Source organism: Devosia ginsengisoli, from assembly GCF_024707105.1.
Lineage (GTDB): Bacteria > Pseudomonadota > Alphaproteobacteria > Rhizobiales > Devosiaceae > Devosia > Devosia ginsengisoli_A.
In genome coordinates this window covers 685893-705289 of the sequence record NZ_JANQAJ010000009.1, presented here as the reverse complement: position 1 = coordinate 705289, position 19397 = coordinate 685893, and the positions used below count along the sequence as shown (strand labels likewise).

The window sequence follows — 19397 nt, the reverse complement described above, 5'->3', positions numbered from 1 at the left end:
GGTCATGGTAGGTCCAGATATGAAGTGGCGTGCTTGGTTACTCCCCTCCCATTGCCCGCGGCAAGGGAAAAGGCACCGCAGGCCGCAAAGAGGGCCCCGACCGCCCCCGCAGCCGCCCGATCGGCATCAAGGTTAGCACTTCTTAAACCGTTCCCATGGAAACTGCTCATTGGAGAGAACTCCGGGGGCATCACTCGCCATGGTCAGCAAGGCCAAGAAATCCGTCGCTTTGCCAGCGGTCATCGACCTTGATGCGCTGGACGGCATTCGCGACGGCCTGATCGATGCGATCGAGGAGGGGCCGGTCACGGTCACGGCCGATGCCGTCGAACGGGTATCGACCAATGCGCTGTTCATGCTCATCAGCGCCGCCGAGACCGCCCGGAGAAACCATTTTGACTTCGCTATCGAGCAGCCGAGCGCCGCATTGACGGCCGCTATAGCGCGACTGGGGCTGGACGCCCAGTTTTCAGGGATGATGAGAGGATGACGACTTTGCGGGTTCTCACGGTGGACGATTCGAGGACGATCCTCGCCATGCTGCACCACACGCTCAGCAATGCCGGGTTCGAGGTGCTGCAGGCCGAAGACGGCAAGCAGGGGCTCGATGTCCTCAAGACCGAAACGGTCGACGTGGTCATCACCGATATCAACATGCCCGTCATGGACGGCATCGAGTTCATCAAGAATGTGCGGGCCACCGGCATTCACCAGAGCCTGCCCATCCTGATCCTCACCACCGAAACCAGCCAGGACAAGCGCGACCAGGGCAAGGCGGCCGGTGGCACCGGCTGGATCGTCAAGCCCTTCGATCCCGAAAAGCTCATCTCGGTCATCCACCGCGTGGTTCACTAAGCAGTCATAAGAACCCAGAAGGGTTGGGCGTTCGCATGAGCGATCTGGACGATTTCAAAGCCACCTATTTCGATGAATGCTCCGAGCTGCTGACCGAGCTCGAGGAGCAATTCGCCGCGATCGAAGCCGGTGAGCGCGATGCCGACCGCCTCAACGCGGTGTTCCGCGCCATCCATTCGATCAAGGGCGGCGCCGGTGCCTTCGGTTTTTCGGCGCTGGTGGGCTTTGCCCATGCCTATGAAACGCTGCTCGACTATGTGCGCGATGGCCGCATCGAGATGAGCGATGACGTGGTGGCGCTGTGCATCCGCGCCAATGATATTGTGGCCGACCACGTCAAGGCGGCCCAGACCGGCGAGGCCCTGCCCGCCGATTACGGCATGGACGAGAAGGGGGCGCTTCGATGCGCTGGCGCGCGGCGATGCCGCCCCCGGTGACGAAGACGGCGAACCGCTCGATGAATTCGACATCGACTTCACTCCGGTCATGGTCAATCTCGATGCGCCCGAGGCGCCTGCTGTCGCGGCAGAAGGGGAAGCGCTGGCCGATGACGCCTTCGAGGCCGCGCCGATGCAGATCGAGCCGGGCCATTGGGAAGTGCGCTTCACGCCGCACCGGGCGCTCTATGCCCGCGCCAACGATCCGCTGCTGCTGTTCCGCGAACTGGCGGCCCTGGGCGAGATGCATGTGCGCCCCGTGCTGGAAGAGATTCCGCCGCTGAGCGATTTCGAGCCCTTTGCGGTCTATTGCTCCTGGGAGATCACCATGATTTCCCCCTCGCTGACCGAAGCGATGATCCGCGAGGTCTTCGAATTCGTCGAGGGCGATTGCGATATTGCGGTGGCGCAGCTTGGCAGCGATGCGACTACGTTCGAGGTGTCACCTGCGCCTGTGCCCGTGATGCCCGAGCCGGCACCGGCGGCGAGCGATGAGCCTGATCCGGCCGACCTTCTGGCGCTGGCCGACGATGAAGTGGCCAGCCTGCTCGATTTCACCGCCGATGCCGATGTTGCGGCCGAAACCCAGTTTGCCCCCGAACCGGAACCCGCGCCCGTCTCCGCACAGGACAGTTTCGAAGAGCCGCCGACGCTCAGCTTTGCCGAACTGGCCGAGACCATCCAGCCCAGCCCCGTCGCCAAGCCGCCGGCGCCTGTTGCTGCGGTGACCCCGCTGCGCGCTGCGGCGCCCTCCGGCGAGGGCGAAGAAAGCGGCGGCAATCGCAGCGTGGGCGTGCAGTCGATCCGCGTCGATCTCGACAAGGTGGACCGCGTGGTCAACATGGTGGGCGAACTGGTCATCACCCAGTCCATGCTGACCCAGCAGATGGATGAGACGCTGCGGGCCCGCTATACCGAGCTGGTGCGCGGCCTCGAAGTGCTGGCGCAGACGACGCGCGGGTTGCAGGATTCGGTGATGGCGATCCGCGCCCAGCCGGTCAAATCGGTGTTTTTCGCGCATGCCGCGCCTGGTGCGCGAGCTGGCGAGCAAGACGGGCAAGAAGATCAAGCTCGAGACCATCGGCGAGAATACCGAAATCGACAAGACGGTGATCGAGCAGCTCAGCGATCCCCTGACGCATATGATCCGCAACTCGGCCGATCATGGCATCGAGACCCCTGACAAGCGCCTCGGGCGCGGCAAGCAGGAGACGGGCACGATCCGGCTTTCGGCCGAGCAGGCGGGCGGCAATATCCTCATCATCGTCGAGGACGATGGCGGCGGCATCAACCGGGAGAAGGTGCTGCAACTGGCGCGCGACAAGGGTGTGGTTGCGCCGGATGTGAATCCCACTGACGAGCAGATCGATCAACTGATCTTTGCCCCTGGCTTCTCGACGGCCGAGGCGCTGAGCGACATTTCCGGCCGCGGCGTCGGCATGGATGTGGTACTCTCCAACATCAAGAAGATCGGCGGCTCGGTGCATGTCCGCTCATGGACGGGCAAGGGTTGCCGGATGACGCTGCGCCTGCCGCTGACGCTGGCCGTGCTCGACGTCATGCTGGTCAAGGTCGGCGAGTCGCCCTATGTGGTGCCGCTCTCCTCGATCGTCGAAACCATCCAGTGCTCGCGCGCCAGCTTCGAGCGGGTGCCATCGGGCGGCCAGGTGCTGCAGGTGCGGGGCGAATATGTGCAGGTCATCGACCTGGCCAGGCGCTTCGAAATGCAGACCGAGACCGATCCGGAAAACCGGTTCGTGGTGTTGTGCGAAGCCGAGGGCTCGGCCAAGGTAGCGCTCATCGTCGACGACATCATCGGCCAGCAGCAGGTGGTGATCAAATCGCTGGAAGAGAATTTCGAGCGCGTGGACGGCATTGCCGGCGGCACGATCCTGGGCGACGGCAATGTCGCGCTGATCGTGGACGTGCAGGGCCTCAAGACCACTATTGTGCACAAGAATGCAGCCTGAGGGCTGCCAGTAAAAGCGTAGCCGTCCAGAACCGGCGGCAGAAAGGCAACAGAAATGGAAGCGCTCGGTTTGCGTGACGATATGGGGGAGAAGGCCGGCGTTGCCGGGCAGAACTCGCTCCAGCTCATCGCGTTTTCGATCGGTGAGCAGACCTATGGCGTGGAGATCACCACGGTGCGCGAGATCCGCGCCTGGAACGGCGCGACCCCGCTGCCCAATACGCGCGAATTCGTGCGTGGCGTGATCAACCTGCGCGGTACGATCGTGCCGATCTTCGACCTGCGCGCCCGCTTCGGCGACGGCCAGACCTCGCCCACCAAGAACCATGTCGTGGTGGTGATGAGCGTCGGCGACAAATGGGTCGGCATCCTGGTCGATGCGGTCAGCGATATCCTGACGGTCAGCCGCGACGACATTCACAACGTGCCGGAAGGCAATTCGATCGACACCGAGCTGCTCAACGGCATCGTGACCCATGAGAGCCGCATGGTCGGGCTGATCGACCTGCATGCCGTGGTGTCAGGCGCCAAGATGGACGGCTAGAACCGGCCTGCAGAATTGGAAATAGAAAAGGGCGCCGCGAGGCGCCCTTTTCTATTTCCGGCATCTGCTCCAGGCACAAAAAAGGCGCCCCTGGCGCCTGTCTTCATCCGGATATTCTGAAGGGCCTAGAACAGCTCGGCGTCGCCGTGGCTCTGGTGGGCGGCGATGCCGGACAGGGCAGGCACGCGCAATTCGTCGAGGGTGAGGCTGGCCCAGATCTCGTCATAGACGCTATCCGGGGCATTGGCGGGCAGAAGGGCGAACTGGCGGACGGCCAGGGCCATGTTGTGGCAGCGTTGTTCGATACGATCCTGACCCTGCAGGGCGGTGACGATCATCTGGACGGCTTGCTGGACCGAGGCGTCCTTGCTCAGTCTGTTATCGGCGAGGAGGTCGAGCGCTTCAGTGATGCCTTCTAGCATCGACGCCGTCTGGCGTGCTGTCTCATCGAGTTCTCTCGCGAGTTTCTGCAGTGACATAAAGGTCAGATCCTAGCCCCGTTCAAGGCAACCTATAGGATTATTTCTAAAGCTCTTCTTGCCGAATTTGCCGGTGTGGCATCGCTCCATCGGCGTGGTTAGCAATTGGCTAACGAGTTTTCCGCTACGATCCGAACCACTGGTTTTGGGGTTGCAAGACGACAAATGGCATTGCCGAACTCTTTACCACCCGAATTCGATCGTGGGGTGGTTACGACCGTGCACCAGGGCGATTGCCATGTTTCCGATGCGGCCGATCTCACCTATTCCACCGTTCTGGGGTCCTGCATTTCGGCCTGCGTACGCGATCGGGTCGTCCATGTGGGCGGCATGAACCACTTCCTGCTCGCCGAGCAATCGGGCTCCGCCAGGGACCGCTATGGCGCCTCGGCCCGCTATGGCGCCTTCGCCATGGAACAGCTCATCAACAAGGTGCTGACCCGGGGCACCGGCAAGAAGGCCAATCTTGAGATCAAGGTGTTCGGCGGCGGCAAGATCAATTCGGCGCTGGACGATGTCGGGCGCAAGAATATCGAGTTCGTGCGGCAGTTTCTGCTCGATGAAGGCTATATCGCCACCAGCGAAGACCTGGGCGGCACCTATGCAAGGCGCGTGTTGTTCAAGCCGCATTCCGGCCGGGCTTTCGTCAAGCGCCTCGATAGCGAGATCGGCGATAACGTGGCGCGCGAAGAAGCCGCGATCGCCAGGCGCCGTATCATACTGCCGGCGCCGGTGGACGATATCGAACTGTTCTAGCGATGCTGATCCGGCCGGTCGATGGGCCGGAGGTCAGCTCTTTGCATTTGCTGCTGTCCCGAAGCAGGACAAATCTTCAGATTGTCGCAATCAGGCTTATTAAAGTCTTACTCAACGGCAAGACTTTATAGATTTGATTAACCATTGCCGACATAGAGTCCGGCCATGTTGGACCCCTTCTCGCTGATTTGCGTATCATGCCCAATCTGCGGCTAGCGCTCATCATTGCCAGTCTGTGGCTGGGCGTCGTGGCGCTGGCCGGGATCGTCACGGCCACGCTCGGCACTGGCCCGGCGGGGCAGGGCAGCGTCGTCGGCCTGTTGCTGGTGGCGCTGGCGGGCACCTTGTTCATCGCCACCCATTACGATCGGCGGGATCGGGCTACGTTGGCCTCGGTGGCGCTGGCGGCGGGATTGTGCGAACGGCACGACGAGACCCTCACCATTGCCGGGGTTGTGGCGCGGCTGGGCAAGCGACTCGAAAAGGCCCACCATTTCAAGAGCGCCATTGCCGCCCTGCAGCAACCCGCTGTGGTGGTGGACGACAAGGGCCTGATCCTGGCGGCCAGCATGGGGATCACGGCGCTGGCCAAGGATGCCGGCGAAGGGGCAACACTCGATGCCCTGTTCGGCGCGGGCTATCTCGATGCCGGCGGCGGCGTGGCCGAGGAAGCCATGGTCATGCTGGGCGGAGGCCGCTTTACCGTCAGGCGGCGCTCAATTGCGGCAGGACGTTACCTGCTCGAACTGGTGCCGGCGGGCAGCTATATCGAGGATGACGACCTCGATGCCTTTGCCGGAGCGCTGGCCAGCGGCCAGACCGGGTTCCGCTTCGAGACCAGGGCCGCCCTGGCCCATCCGACGCTCGCCGCGCTCAATACGGGGCTGGCATCGCTCGATGCAGGACTATTGCAATTGGAAGGCGTGGCCGCGGGTAGCAGCGAACTGCCCGATGCCCTCGACGGTCCTCTCGGGTCGCTGGCCATGCGGCTGCATGATTTCATCGCAGCGATAGTGGAGCAGTTCGAGGAGGAACGCGGCCTGCGGACCGAACTCGAGGATCGGCTGGCGGCGGTGGGCCGCCTGGTCGATGGCTTCGAGCAGCGGGCCGCCCATTATGGTTCGCTGACCGCCGGGAGCCGCGACGATGCCGGCGCCATGGGTCAAGCCCTGGCCACCGGCAGCGCGGGGCTGCGGCAGGCGCTCGCCATCGGTCGCGAGGCACAGGACCTGGTGGGCGCGGCCGATCTGGCGGCGCGGCGCACGCAGGCGCTGGTGGGCGAAATCGACCAGATGACGCAGGAAATCGACAAGATGGTGCAGGCCATCGAGGATGTCTCCTTCCGCACCAACCTGCTGGCGCTCAATGCCGCGGTCGAGGCGGCGCGGGCGGGTGAGAAGGGGGCGGGCTTTGCCGTGGTGGCAGACGAGGTGCGCCAGCTTGCGCAACTGACCAACCGTTCGGCCCGCGATATCCGCGACGTGGTCAAGCGCGGCCGGGCCCAGTCGGAGACCGGCGTGAACGAGGCGCAGGCCCTGCAAAAAATGATCGCCGGGCTCGATACGCATTTACGCAATCTAAGCAATGAAACCGATACGATCGTGGCGACACTGGACGAGGGTGACGCGGCGCTGCAGCGCCTCACCGGGCGGATGGCGTCGTTCGGCGAAGCAGGGGAGCCCGATCAGGCACAACCGGCCCGACGGGCGCGCGCCTGACCCGACACCTCCGGACCACAAGGCAGTTGGGGTAAGCCGTATGGAACAGGGAGAAATCTCCCTCAGCGACCGCGAGTTTTCGCGGGTCAAGAATCGGGTCTATTCCGTCGCCGGTATCTCGTTGAGCGACGCCAAGAGGACTTTGGTGATCTCGCGGCTATCCAAGATCGTGCGGGCGCTGGGCCTGCCGGGCTTCGATGCCTATCTCGATTATCTCGAGCGCCAGGGCACCGCCCAGGACGGGCAGGATTTCGTCAACGCGCTCACCACCAACCTCACCCGCTTCTATCGGGAAGACCACCATTTCGAACATCTGCGATCCCATATCGGGGCGCTGATGGCCGAAAGGCCGCGAGGCAGCCGCCTGCGCATCTGGTCGGCCGGCTGCTCGACGGGTCAGGAACCCTATACTGTCGGCATGGACCTGCTGGCGGCGTTCCCCGATCTCAAGCGCTGGGATTTCAAGATCCTGGCGACCGATATCGATACGGCCGTGATCGCCAAGGCGGCGCGCGGCATCTATTCGGAAAACGAGTTGAACGGGCTCTCCGGCGAGCGGGCACGGCCTTTCGAAAAACTCGGCGACGGCACGATCCGCGTTCCCCACGCGGTGCGCGAGCTGATTTCGTTCAAGCCGCTCAACCTTATCGGCCCCTGGCCGATGAAGGGGCCGTTCGATGCCATCTTCTGCCGCAATGTGGCGATCTATTTCGACAAGCCGACGCAGGGCGAAATGTTCGGGCGCTTCAGCAAGCTGCTGGCCCCGGAAGCCTTTCTCTATATCGGCCATTCGGAAAATCTCGGTTCGGGCGGCGAGGGTTTCCGGCTGGTCGGCAAGACAATCTACCAATCCAGGCAGAAACTGAGCAAACGAGAAGCGGCATGAGCATCAAGGTCCTGGTCGTCGACGATTCGGCGCTGATCCGCGAAGTGCTGACGCGCATGCTGATGCGCGACGGCGACATCGATGTCGTCGCCACGGCCACCGATCCGATCGATGCGCGCGAGAAGATCAAGCAGCTCAACCCCGATGTGGTGACGCTCGATATCGAAATGCCCAATATGAACGGGCTGCAGTTTCTCGACAGGCTGATGCGCCTGCGGCCAACGCCGGTGGTCATGGTCTCGACCCTGACCAAGAAAGGGGCCAGCGAAACGCTGCTGGCGCTCGAACTGGGTGCGGTCGATTTCGTGGCCAAGCCGAGCGCGGAAGCCGAAGGGGGCATCGATGCCTTCGGCGCCAATCTGCGCGACAAGATCAGGGCGGCAGCCAAGTCCGACGTGCGCGGTCGCTCGGCCGGCCGGGCCGAGGCGCCCAGGATCGCGGTCAAGACCGCGGCTGCACCGGCCGGCGCGCTCATCGCCATCGGCGCATCGACCGGCGGTGTCGAGGCGATCCGTGCGGTGCTGGCCGATATGCCGGTCGATTGCCCGCCCATCGTCATCGCCCAGCATATGCCGCCCGGCTTTACCAACCGCTTCGCCGCCCGGCTCGACGAGATCTGCGGTCTCAAGGTGGTGGAGGCGGAGGATCGCATGCCATTGCTGGTCGGCCATGCCTATGTGGCGCGCGGCGACTATCACCTGCGGGTGGAACGCAGTTCGGGCCAGCTCAAGGCAAGACTGACCCAGGATGAGCCGGAAAGCGGGCATCGCCCCAGTGTCGATGTGCTGTTTGAATCGGTCGCCAGGACCGTCGGTCCTTTGGCGGTGGGCGCGATCCTGACCGGCATGGGCCGCGACGGCGCACGCGGGCTCAAGATGATGCGCGATGCCGGGGCCTATACGGTGGGCCAGAGCCAGGCCTCGGCACTGGTCTATGGCATGCCGCGCGTCGCCTTCGAGGAAGGCGCGGTGGTGGAGCAGGCGCCGGTCGAAGCGATCGCGGCGCGGCTGGCCAATGCGCTGGTGCGGCTCAAGTCGGCGGCCTGAGGGTGCTCTGTCGCAATGCCAACTGACGGATTGAGAGATTTGTAACGCTTGTTGCCTAGTGTTTTCGTGAATTACGGGGGTCCGAACCCCTGGCACCAGGAAGGTGAAATACGATCATGCCTAAAGCGAGCGCTGTCAGTGTCCTCATTGTCGACGACCAGCAGTCCATGCGCGGTATCTGCAAGTACATCCTCACCCAACTCGGCTTCAAGGACATCATCGAGGCCAAGAGCGGGCGCGATGCGCTTGGCAAGCTCGAAAAGAGCAATGTCGACCTGATCATTTCCGATTGGAACATGGAAGATATCGACGGGCTGACCCTGCTCAAGGTCATCCGCAAGCATCCGCGCACCCAGGCCATGCCGTTCATCATGGCCACCGGCCGCTCGGACAAGGAGCAGGTCAAGGAAGCGATTTCCTTCGGCGTCAACAACTACATCATCAAGCCGTTCGATGCTTCCACCATGAAGAAGCGCATCGAAGCGGTCATCGGCGCGCTGAGCTGATCGCGCCAATCATCCGCGGTGTTTTTTTTGAACGCCCTGACCTGACGGTCGGGGCGTTCTGCTTTTCGCCCTGCTTTTCGAGAAATCGGGACGTCGTGATTGTCCGTAAGGAGCGGTTAATCCCCTGGATATATCGTTTGCAGAAATCGATTCACGTTGGGGGTGATTGTCGCTGCCAGAGCCGAACGGGGCTCTATCCAAGCAGGCGCGACGATCCGTGAGGAGCATCAAGACCAATGAAATTGTTTCCGCAGTTGAAGATCGCCCAGAAATTGCCACTGGTGCTGGTCGGCTCGGCCCTGCTTGTGGGGGCGGGCGTGGGCCTGGCCAGTTATCTGATCGGCCTGGGCACGGTGCAGAACCAGCGCAACCAGTCGATGCAGGCCTCGCTCAGCACGGCTGTTTCGCTGGTCAGCGATTATTATTCGAGCGCCGAGGTCGATCTGCGGCTCTTCGTGCAGCGGTCCGACACCGTGACGGCCATGAAGAACCTGACGCGGGCGCTGGACGAATTGCGCATGGGGCTGAAGGAGCGGGCTGCCGTGCAGTTGCAGACCGCCTATGTCAGCGAAAATCCCAACCCCGAAGACCGGGCGGCCGTCGATAGCGTGGGCGCCAAGGGCGCCAGCTATGACCCGGTGCACAAGCGTTACCATCCCGGCTTCCGCACGCTGATGCAGGAACGCGCCTATTCCGACGTGCTGCTGATCAGCGCGGCGGGTGATGTCGTCTATTCGGTGGCCAAGAATACCGATTTCGCAACTAATGTTGTTACCGACTCGGCCCTAGCCGCCAGTGGGCTGGGCCAGGCCTTTGCCGCCGCCAAGGGTCTTGCCGATGGCCAGGTAGCCTTTGTCGACTATACGGCCTATGGACCGACCGGCACGGCTGAAAGCTTCATGGCCATGCCGGTTTTCGACAAGGATGAAAATACCGGCGTCATGGTACTCGCCATCTCCACCGAGGCGCTCAGCGCCCGCGTCTCGGCCCTGTCGGGGCTGGGTGAAACCGGCGAAGTGGTCGTGGTGGGATCGGACGGGCTGCTGCGCACGGAGTCACCGCGCACCGAAGCGCCCGACGTGCTGCAGACGGCCCTGACCTCCGATGTAATCGAACGCGCCTTTGCCGGCGAGACCAGCGAAGGCTCCAGCACCGACTATCGCGACGCGCCCATGGTGGTGCGGGCCGGCCCGGTCAGCGTCGATGGCGTGACCTGGGCGGTGGCTGCCGTGCAGCCGCAGGACGAGGTTTACGCGCCGGTCAACAATATGCGGAACATGATCCTGCTGGTGGGTGGTGCGCTGCTCGCGCTCGCGGCGCTGGTCGGATATTTCTTCTCGCGCTCCATCAGCCGCCCGATCAGCCGCCTCACCCACACGATGGATGCGCTGGCCGATGGCGACCTCGATGTCGAGGTGCGTGGCGCCGATGGCAAGGACGAGTTGGGCGCCATGGCGCGCGCGGTGGAAGTGTTCCGCGAGAACGGGCTCAAGGTCGCGCAGATGACCGAGGCGGAAGCCGCCCAGATCATCCGGACCCAGGCCGAACGCGCCGCCATGATGCAGGACCTGCAACGAGCCTTTGGCGCAGTGGTGGATGCCGCCGTTGCCGGCGACTTCACCAAGCGCGTCGATGCCGAATTCCCCGATGACGAACTCAATACGCTGGCTCGCTCGGTCAACAACCTGGTGGCGACTGTGGATCGCGGTGTGGGCGAAACCGGCTCGGTGCTGGCCTCGCTAGCCGATACCGACCTCACAAAGCGCATGGAAGGCGATTATCAGGGTGCTTTCGCCAAGCTCAAGGCCGATACCAATGCAGTGGCCGAAAAACTCACCGACATTGTCGGTCAGCTCAAGGATACGTCGCGTACCCTGAAAGCCGCGACGGGGGAAATCCTGTCGGGGGCCAACGATCTTTCCGAGCGTACCACGAGGCAGGCGGCGACCATCGAGGAAACCTCGGCCGCCATGGAGCAACTGGCCTCGACCGTGATGCAGAATGCCGAGCGCGCCAAGGAGGCCAGCGGCGTCGCCTCGACCGTAACCCGTACGGCCGAAGAGGGCGGGCAGGTGATGCACCAGGCCACCGAGGCGATGGAGCGCATCACCCAGTCCTCGGGCAAGATTTCCAATATTATCGGGCTGATCGACGATATCGCCTTCCAGACCAACCTGCTGGCGCTCAATGCGTCGGTGGAAGCGGCGCGGGCGGGCGATGCCGGCAAGGGCTTTGCCGTGGTGGCGGTGGAGGTTCGGCGCCTGGCGCAGTCGGCCGCCAATGCATCGAGCGAAGTCAAGGTGCTGATCGAGCAGTCGGCCGGCGAGGTCAAGGGTGGCTCCAGGCTGGTGCTCGATGCCGCGACCAAGCTCGAAGCCATGGTGGCGGCGGCGCGGTCGTCGAACGAATTGATGAGTGGCATCGCCAAGGACAGCCGCGAACAGGCCGGGGCGATCGACGAGGTCAACACCGCAGTTCGCACCATGGACGAGATGACCCAGCACAATGCGGCGCTGGTCGAGGAGATCAACGCATCCATCGAGCAGACGGAGGCCCAGGCCACCGAGCTCGACCGGATCGTGGATATTTTTACCATCAGCGAGACGGCCCCGACCCAGCGCCAGATGCGTGCCGAGCCGGCCCCTGCAGCCAGGACGTTTGCCGATGGCGCACGGGGATTGCAGGACAAGCTCAAGACGGCGGCCAGGTCTTATCTCAGCCACGGCAATGCTGCGGTCGACAAGGACTGGAACGAGTTCTAGCTGCAAGAAATCAGCGAAACATGCGGGGGCGTCCGGTGGGCGCCCCTTTGTTTTGAGTGCATGGGGAAGGCACAACGCAGGGTGTTCAACGTGCCTGTCGCCATAATTCGACAGTAGAACGGCTAAATCGACTTCGAAAACGATGCCAGAGCGCTTTTGGAAAACCTTCGATTAACGGCTATCCCGTAATTTTTCCCATCAGTAAGTCCACAGGCGCGCGATGAATCGCCGCGCAGGGACGCTTGGGGGAAACAGGCCATGCGCAAGCTCTTTGCTGCTTTCGGCAATATCAAGATGACCACGACCATCGCGGCGCTGGTTCTGATCGGCATTATCGGCTCCATCGCCGTCGTGTCGGGCGCGATCTATATGAGCCTGCATGCCCAGTCGATGGCCGACAGCAAGGTGCAACAGGAAACCAATCTGGCAGTTGCCGCCACGATCCTGGAGCGGCGCATTTCCGGCTCGGTCCTGAACTGGACTGAAGAGGGGACGATGGATGCGTTCCAGAGCTGGGCCGTGCCCCCTTCTACGATACCGAAATCATCGACTCGGTGACGCGCGTCACCAAGCAGGATGCGAGCATTTATGTGCTTGATACGGCGACGCAGATTCTTGCCGGCAAGACCACCAGCATTGCCGCACCCGATGGCACGCGGGTCGCGGACCTGACGCTCGATCCGTCCAGCCCCGCCTATGCCGCTGTGCTGGCTGCCGAGCCGTTCGTTGGGCAGTTGCCGATCAACGGCATCACCTATTTCGCGGCGCTGCAGCCCATCGAAAAGATGAGCGGAGAAGTCATGGGCGCCATTTTCGTCGGTACGCCCATGGCCAATGTCGAGGCTTCGGCCAATGGCGTGCTGGGGCTGATCCTGATGGTGGGCGGCGCGGTGACCGTGGCGCTGGGACTGGTGGGACTGGTGCTGTCGCGCCTGATCACCAAGCCCATTCCCAAGCTGGCCGGTTCGATGGAAGCCATTGCCGAGGGCAACTACGAAACCGAGGTGCCCTATACCGAACAGGGTAACGAAGTTGGCGCCATGGCGCGCGCCGTGGAAGTGTTTCGCGCCAATGGGCTGCGGGTCAGCCAGATGACCGAGGCGGAAGCCGCGCGCATCATTGCCGATCAGGAAAATCGTCAGAAGATGATGAGCGAGCTGCAGTCGGCCTTTGGCGAAGTGGTCGATGCCGCGGTGGCGGGCGACTTCACCCGGCAGGTCGCGGTGGAATTCCCCGATCCGGAACTCAACGGGCTGGCGGCCGGCATCAACAACCTGGTCTCGACCTTCAATCGCGGCGTGACCGAGATCGGCCATGTGCTGGGCGCCATGGCCAATACCGATCTCACCGAGCGGATGGAGGGCGACTATGAAGGCGCCTTCGCCACGCTCAAGTCCGACATCAATGCAGTGGCCGACAAGCTGACCGAAGTGGTGGGCCAGTTGCGCCATACTTCGGGTTCCCTCAAGACCGCGACGGGAGAAATCCTCTCGGGCGCCAACGACCTCTCCGAGCGCACCACCAAGCAGGCGGCGACGATCGAAGAGACTTCGGCGGCCATGGAACAACTGGCGACGACCGTGCTCAAGAATGCCGAGCGGGCCAAGGATGCCAGCGTCAATGCCGCGCAGGTGACGCGCACCGCCGAAGAAGGCGGGCAGGTGATGGATGCCGCAACCTCGGCAATGGAACGGATCACCCAGTCTTCCGCCAAGATCTCCAACATTATCGGCATGATCGACGACATCGCCTTCCAGACCAACCTGCTGGCGCTGAACGCATCGGTGGAAGCGGCACGGGCCGGCGATGCCGGCAAGGGCTTTGCCGTGGTGGCCGTGGAAGTGCGGCGCCTGGCGCAGTCGGCAGCGCAGGCCTCGAGCGAGGTCAAGGTGCTGATCGAGCAGTCGGCCGGGGAAGTGAATTCGGGCTCCAAGCTCGTGGGCGACGCGGCCGGCAAGCTCAAGGCCATGCTGGAGGCGGCGCGCGGCAATAATGGGCTGCTCGAATCCATCGCCAATGACAGCCGCGAACAGGCCTCTGCCATCGAGGAAGTCACCACCGCCGTCCGTACCATGGACGAGATGACCCAGCACAATGCGGCGCTGGTGGAAGAGACCAATGCAGCGATCGAGCAGACCGAGGCGCAGGCCACCGAGCTCGACCGCATTGTCGATGTGTTCCGCATCGCCCAGCAGGAGACCGCGACAGCACGGATCGAGCGAGCGGGGCCAGCCGGTGGCGCGCGCGATCTGCAGCAGCGGCTGACAGCGGCCTCCGCCAACCTGGCTACCCATGGCAATGCCGCCGTGGCCCCGGACTGGAGCGAGTTCTAGTCTCCAAAGGGACGACAACAAAACCCCGCGGTGCAAGGCGCCGCGGGGTTTTTCGTATCTGTCATATCTTGCGTCGGTCCGGCCGGTGCAACTTGTCCAGACAAATCGATAAACGCTCGATTAAGCCTGTGCTGATAATTTTCCCTGATCGGGCGCGGACAGGTCTCACTGAACCGTGCGGGGGGATACGGGGTAAATTGATATGCTGAAGCGCACTGGGCACGCCCTGGGCAATATCAAGCTGACGACGATGATCGCCACCTTGGTGATTTCCGCCATTATCGTGTCCATCGCGGCAGTGACGGCGGCGACCTATGTCAATCTCAGCGCCTCGACACGGGCCAATGCCATGTCGCGGCTGGAAGGCGACCTGCGCACGGCAGCCACGGTGATCGGGGGCAAGCTGCCCGGCGCCGAGGTGGTGTGGGCGGAGGATGGCAGCATTGCCTCGGTCAAGACCTGGGCGATGCCGCGCCTGTTCGTCAATCACGACCTGGTGGATTCGGTGGTTCGCCTCACCGGGGAAAGCGTGACGATCTATGGTGCCGAGGAGGTCGGCAAGCCGCTTACCGCGCTGAGCAGCACGCTGCTGACGCCGGAGGGCGAACGCCTGATGGGCCAGGTGCTCGACGAGACCGACCCGGCCTATGCGAACCTGATGGAAGGCAAATCCTATTTCGGCGAAGCCACCGTGCTCGGCACGACCTATTACACCGCCTATCAGCCCATCCAGGATCAGGATGGCGGGCTGGTCGGAGCCCTCTATGCCGGCACGGACAAGGCCAGGCTTGAAGCGGGCATTCTGTCGACCCTGTGGGTGCTGCTGAGCGTGGGCGCGGTGAGCCTCGTGATCCTGGGCGTGCTGGGCTATGTCATGTCCCGCCTGATGATGGCGGCGGTGCCGAAGCTGGCGCGGACCATGAAAGCGGTCGCCGAGGGCGATTACGAAACCGAAGTGCCGTTCATCACCCGCGGCAACGAAGTCGGCGAGATGGCCCGTGCGGTGGAAATCTTCCGCGAGAACGGGCTCAAGGTCAGTCAGATGACCGAGGAAGAGCGCGCCGCTTCCCAGCGCCGTCGGGTCGAGCGCACCGACATGATGGTGGCCCTGCAGGCCGCTTTCGGCGAGGTGGTGGATGCCGCTATTGCCGGCGATTTCTCCAAGCGCGTGCATGCGCAATTCCCCGATCCCGAACTCAATGCGCTGGCCGGCAGCGTCAACAACCTGGTCGAGACGGTGGATCGCGGCATCAGCGAAACCGGTGACGTGCTGGCGGCGCTGGCCGATACCAACCTCACCCGGCGGATGGTCGGCGACTATCAGGGCTCCTTTGCCAAGCTCAAGGCTGATACCAATGCGGTGGGCGACAAGCTGACCGATGTGGTGACGCAATTGCGCTCGACCTCGCGCGCCCTCAAGACCGCGACCGGAGAAATCCTGTCAGGCGCCAACGACCTCTCCGAACGCACCACCAAGCAGGCGGCGACGATCGAGGAAACTTCGGCGGCCATGGAGCAACTGGCCTCGACCGTGGCCGACAATGCCCGCATGGCCGAAGACGCGGACGTCAAGGCCAAGTCGGTGTCCCACAGCGCGGCGCAGAGCGGGGAAACCATGGCCGAGGCCAATGAGGCGATGGCGCGCATCACGTCCAGCTCGGGCAAGATTTCCAACATTATCGGCATGATCGACGATATCGCCTTCCAGACCAACCTGCTGGCGCTCAATGCCTCCGTCGAAGCGGCGCGGGCGGGTGATGCGGGCAAGGGTTTTGCCGTGGTGGCGGTGGAAGTGCGGCGGCTCGCGCAATCGGCGGCCAGCGCCTCGGCCGATGTCAAGGCGCTGATCGAGCAGAGCGCCAACGAGGTCAAGGGCGGCAGCAAGCTCGTGTCCAACGCGTCCGAGCAGTTGACGGCCATGCTGGACGCGGTCAACGAGAATGCCAGCCTGATGCAGGCCATTGCCAGGGCCAGCCGCGAACAGGCGGCGGCCATCGATGAAGTGTCGGTAGCAGTGCGCACCCTGGACGAGATGACCCAGCATAATGCGGCGCTGGTGGAAGAGACCAACGCCGCTATCGAGCAGACCGAGGCCCAGGCCAGCGAGCTCGACCGAGTGGTGGATATCTTCACCATCGAAGAAACGGCGAAAACCACGGCTTCGTCCGCGCGGGGCATGCCGATACCGGGGCGCGGCATGGTCGACAAGGTCCGCTCGGCCGCCCGTTCCTATCTGACAGAGGGCAATGCGGCCATCGCCAAGGAATGGTCCGAGTTCTGACGGCTTTACAATACCGTTACTTGCGAAAGGGCGTTTACGGCGCCCTTTTTCATGCACGCCGCAGTCGATTGTGCTTAACCCGGCCTTAAGGGCGCTCTGACAGGGTGATTGCGGACGCAGTTGTATTTGACTTGGGCATGCCGTGACGAACATCACGGCGGGAGCAATATGGCGTCGCTTTCCCCACAATCTGAACCTGTTCCATCCGCGCTGCGCGGATGGTTCCGATACGCGCGTGGATACCCATCAAGCACAGCAGCGGCCGGTGGAACGACCTGTGACGGTCAATAGGCCGCCTTCGCCAGAGGCAAACTTGGTAGGGAATACAGAATGAAATTCTCCAACCTGTCGATCCAGATGAAGCTGGTGATCGGCGCAGGTGTATTGTTTGCAGCTTCGATGTGCGCCATCGTCTTCGGCGGAACGGCGCTGATGTATGGCACGGCGGGCAATGAAGCCGAGGCGCGGGCGCGAGCCTTGCTGGGGCAATATGGCGAGCTCGCATCCGGGCAGATGGACGGCATCATTTCGCTGGCCCGCGGTGTCAGCGCTGCGGTGGAAGGAACCATATCCGAGGGCGTGGCCGACCGCGATCAGCTCGGCCGGCTGATGACCGCGGCGGCAGCCTCCCGACCGGCGCTGACCGGCATGACGCTGGCCTTCAATGCCAATGCCCTCGACGGCAATGATGCCGGTTTCATCGGGCACAAATATTCCGATGCCAATGGCCGTTTCGTGCCCTATTTCACCAACCAGGACGGCAAGGTCGTGGTCGAACTGCTGGACATGTCGGCCAGTGCGGACAATGCGAACTGGTATGACCTGCCTCTGGCCGAAGACCGCTCGGTGCTGACGCCACCCTTTTCCTATGTGGTCAACGGCGTTGACGTGCTGATGACCACGATCAGCATTCCGGTGCACAAGGCGGGCAAGCCGGTCGGCATCGTAACCGCCGATCTCAGCCTCGATACGATTGCCGGCGTGATCGGCCAGCTTCGACCCTTCGATGTTGGCAATGTGTCGCTGGTCAGCAGTGATGGCCAGTGGATCGCCAGCCCCGATCCCGCGCTTGTCGGCACCAAGGTGACGCCTGATGTTGCTGGTGCGCTGCTGGATCCGGCCCTGCTGCAAAAGGGTCTCTATTATGTTGATGCCACCGGCACGCAGCAGTTCGTCATTGCGACACAGCTATCCTTTGACGGCGTGGCCGATCAGTGGACCATGCTCATGGATGTGCCGGCTGCGACGATCTTTGCCGGTGTCGATCAGATGCGCAATATGGCGCTGATGGTTTCCGCGGCGCTGCTGGCTGCGGTATTGGCGCTGGTCTGGTTCGGGGCCGGCATACTGGCCAGGCCGATCCGCCGGATGACCGGCATCATGGACGGGTTGGCCGAAGGCCATTACGACGTCGAGGTGCCCTATGGCGAGAACCACGACGAAATCGGCGCCATGGCGCGGGCGGTGGAAGTGTTCCGCCAGAACGGGCTCAAGGTCAGCCAGATGACCGAGGCGGAAGCGGCGCGTATCGTGGCCGAGGAGCAAAATCGCCGCGCCATGATGAGTGATCTGCAGGGCGCTTTCGGCCAAGTGGTCGATTCCGCCATTGCCGGCGACTTCAGCCAGCGGGTGGAGACCGAATTTCCCGATCCGGAACTCAATGGCCTGGCCAGCAGCGTCAACAGCCTCGTCGCTACGGTGGACCGCGGTCTCGGCGAGACCGGCAGGGTGCTGACGGCTCTGGCCAATACCGACCTCACCATGCGCATGGATGGCGAGTATCAGGGCGCCTTTGCCCGCCTCAAGGCTGATACCAATGCGGTGGCGGACAAGCTCAACGAGGTGGTGACGCAATTGCGTTCGACCTCGCGCACGCTCAAGACCGCTACGGGAGAAATCCTCTCCGGCGCCAACGACCTCTCCGAGCGCACCACCAAGCAGGCGGCGACGATCGAGGAGACCTCGGCGGCCATGGAGCAACTGGCCTCGACCGTGCTGCAGAATGCGCAGCGCGCCAAGGATGCCAGCGCCAACGCGGCCGAAGTGACCCGCACTGCCGAAGAAGGCGGGCAGGTGATGGAAAAGGCCAATGAGGCCATGACGGCCATCGAGACCAGTTCGGGCAAGATTTCCAACATTATCGGGCTGATCGACGATATCGCCTTCCAGACCAACCTGCTGGCGCTCAACGCCTCGGTGGAAGCGGCGCGGGCGGGCGATGCCGGCAAGGGTTTTGCCGTGGTGGCTGTCGAAGTGCGCCGTCTCGCCCAGTCGGCGGCCAGCGCTTCGGCCGACGTCAAGGTGCTGATCGAACAGTCTGCCGGTGAAGTGGGACTGGGCTCGCGCCTGGTTTCGGACGCGGCAGCGCGGCTTTCGGCCATGCTGGAAGCGGCCCGCGCCAATGACCAGTTGATGGACGGGATTGCCCGGGACAGCCGCGAGCAGGCTTCGGCCATCGAGGAGGTCAATATTGCCGTCCGCACCATGGACGAAATGACCCAACATAATGCGGCCCTGGTGGAGCAGACCAATGCGGCCATCGAGCAGACTGAGGCCCAGGCCAGTGCGCTCGACGAGATCGTGGCCGTGTTCCATACAGGTAGTGAAAGCGCCGTGCCGGCACGCGCCGCCGCTTCGCCTGTGTCGGCCCGCCCGGCCAATGTGCGGAAGGCCGCACAGGCCTATCTCAGCCAGGGCAATGCCGCCATTTCGGCCGACTGGAACGAGTTCTAGGCCTTTCGCCTATGGTCCTCGGGGCAAGATCTCCGGGGACCATGACGGTCTCATGACGTGCCCGGAAGGGCTTCCTTAACCAACATCTTCCT

At 63.2% G+C, this 19397-nt stretch carries 17 protein-coding genes; 16 read left to right on the top strand and 1 reads right to left on the bottom strand.

Annotated features, from left to right (window positions below; all coding sequences use genetic code 11):
- Window positions 1–199: 199 nt before the first annotated feature.
- The 6 genes from NVV79_RS13490 to NVV79_RS13465 are packed head-to-tail and all read left to right on the top strand — an operon-like array spanning window position 200 to window position 3805.
- Window positions 200–490 carry an STAS domain-containing protein gene (locus NVV79_RS13490; protein WP_303988243.1) on the top strand — a complete coding sequence of 97 codons (291 nt, stop codon included), beginning with the start codon at window positions 200–202 and terminating at the stop codon, window positions 488–490.
- Window positions 487–855: a response regulator gene (locus tag NVV79_RS13485; RefSeq protein WP_303988245.1), complete on the top strand. Its 369-nt coding sequence runs from the start codon at window positions 487–489 to the stop codon at window positions 853–855. Before NVV79_RS13490 ends, NVV79_RS13485 begins: the two co-directional genes overlap by 4 nt.
- Window positions 856–890: 35 nt before the next feature.
- On the top strand, window positions 891–1292 hold the full coding sequence (locus tag NVV79_RS13480; RefSeq protein ID WP_303990337.1) for an Hpt domain-containing protein: 402 nt from the start codon (window positions 891–893) through the stop codon (window positions 1290–1292).
- Window positions 1174–2475 (top strand): hypothetical protein, encoded by a 1302-nt coding sequence (locus NVV79_RS13475; RefSeq protein WP_303990416.1) that lies wholly within the window; start codon window positions 1174–1176, stop codon window positions 2473–2475. The genes NVV79_RS13480 and NVV79_RS13475 overlap by 119 nt, the downstream gene beginning before the upstream one ends.
- Complete coding sequence (locus NVV79_RS13470; RefSeq protein ID WP_303990414.1) at window positions 2435–3262, top strand: chemotaxis protein CheA; 828 nt, start codon at window positions 2435–2437, stop codon at window positions 3260–3262. The genes NVV79_RS13475 and NVV79_RS13470 overlap by 41 nt, the downstream gene beginning before the upstream one ends.
- Window positions 3263–3316: 54 nt before the next feature.
- Window positions 3317–3805, top strand: coding sequence for a chemotaxis protein CheW (locus tag NVV79_RS13465; protein WP_146290630.1), 489 nt, complete (start codon window positions 3317–3319; stop codon window positions 3803–3805).
- 125 nt (window positions 3806–3930) lie between these two features.
- Here the strand turns inward: NVV79_RS13465 and NVV79_RS13460 are convergent, their stop codons facing one another.
- Window positions 3931–4284, bottom strand: coding sequence for a hypothetical protein (locus tag NVV79_RS13460; RefSeq protein WP_303990333.1), 354 nt, complete (start codon window positions 4282–4284; stop codon window positions 3931–3933).
- 165 nt (window positions 4285–4449) lie between these two features.
- Between NVV79_RS13460 and NVV79_RS13455 the strand changes: the two genes are divergently transcribed.
- From NVV79_RS13455 to NVV79_RS13410, 10 genes are all read left to right on the top strand, one after another.
- Entirely contained in the window at window positions 4450–5040 is a 591-nt protein-coding gene (locus NVV79_RS13455) for a chemotaxis protein CheD (protein WP_303990330.1), read from the top strand.
- A 197-nt stretch (window positions 5041–5237) separates the two neighbouring features.
- A complete protein-coding gene (locus NVV79_RS13450) occupies window positions 5238–6758 on the top strand; it encodes a methyl-accepting chemotaxis protein (RefSeq protein ID WP_303990327.1) in 1521 nt (506 codons plus the stop codon).
- A gap of 40 nt (window positions 6759–6798) precedes the next feature.
- Complete coding sequence (locus NVV79_RS13445) at window positions 6799–7644, top strand: protein-glutamate O-methyltransferase CheR (RefSeq protein ID WP_303990324.1); 846 nt, start codon at window positions 6799–6801, stop codon at window positions 7642–7644.
- Window positions 7641–8690, top strand: a complete 1050-nt coding sequence (locus NVV79_RS13440; RefSeq protein ID WP_303990321.1) for a chemotaxis response regulator protein-glutamate methylesterase — start codon at window positions 7641–7643, stop codon at window positions 8688–8690. Before NVV79_RS13445 ends, NVV79_RS13440 begins: the two co-directional genes overlap by 4 nt.
- A 116-nt stretch (window positions 8691–8806) precedes the next feature.
- On the top strand, window positions 8807–9196 hold the full coding sequence (locus tag NVV79_RS13435) for a response regulator (protein ID WP_056233086.1): 390 nt from the start codon (window positions 8807–8809) through the stop codon (window positions 9194–9196).
- 236 nt (window positions 9197–9432) lie between these two features.
- Window positions 9433–11958, top strand: a complete 2526-nt coding sequence (locus NVV79_RS13430) for a methyl-accepting chemotaxis protein (RefSeq protein ID WP_303990317.1) — start codon at window positions 9433–9435, stop codon at window positions 11956–11958.
- Window positions 11959–12216: 258 nt separating this feature from the next.
- On the top strand, window positions 12217–12516 hold the full coding sequence (locus NVV79_RS13425; RefSeq protein ID WP_303990316.1) for a hypothetical protein: 300 nt from the start codon (window positions 12217–12219) through the stop codon (window positions 12514–12516).
- Window positions 12513–14291 (top strand): methyl-accepting chemotaxis protein, encoded by a 1779-nt coding sequence (locus tag NVV79_RS13420; RefSeq protein WP_303990314.1) that lies wholly within the window; start codon window positions 12513–12515, stop codon window positions 14289–14291. Before NVV79_RS13425 ends, NVV79_RS13420 begins: the two co-directional genes overlap by 4 nt.
- Before the next feature lie 202 nt (window positions 14292–14493).
- On the top strand, window positions 14494–16572 hold the full coding sequence (locus tag NVV79_RS13415) for a methyl-accepting chemotaxis protein (RefSeq protein WP_303990311.1): 2079 nt from the start codon (window positions 14494–14496) through the stop codon (window positions 16570–16572).
- Window positions 16573–16902: 330 nt separating this feature from the next.
- Complete coding sequence (locus NVV79_RS13410; protein ID WP_303990309.1) at window positions 16903–19305, top strand: methyl-accepting chemotaxis protein; 2403 nt, start codon at window positions 16903–16905, stop codon at window positions 19303–19305.
- The last annotated feature ends 92 nt before the right edge of the window (window positions 19306–19397 follow it).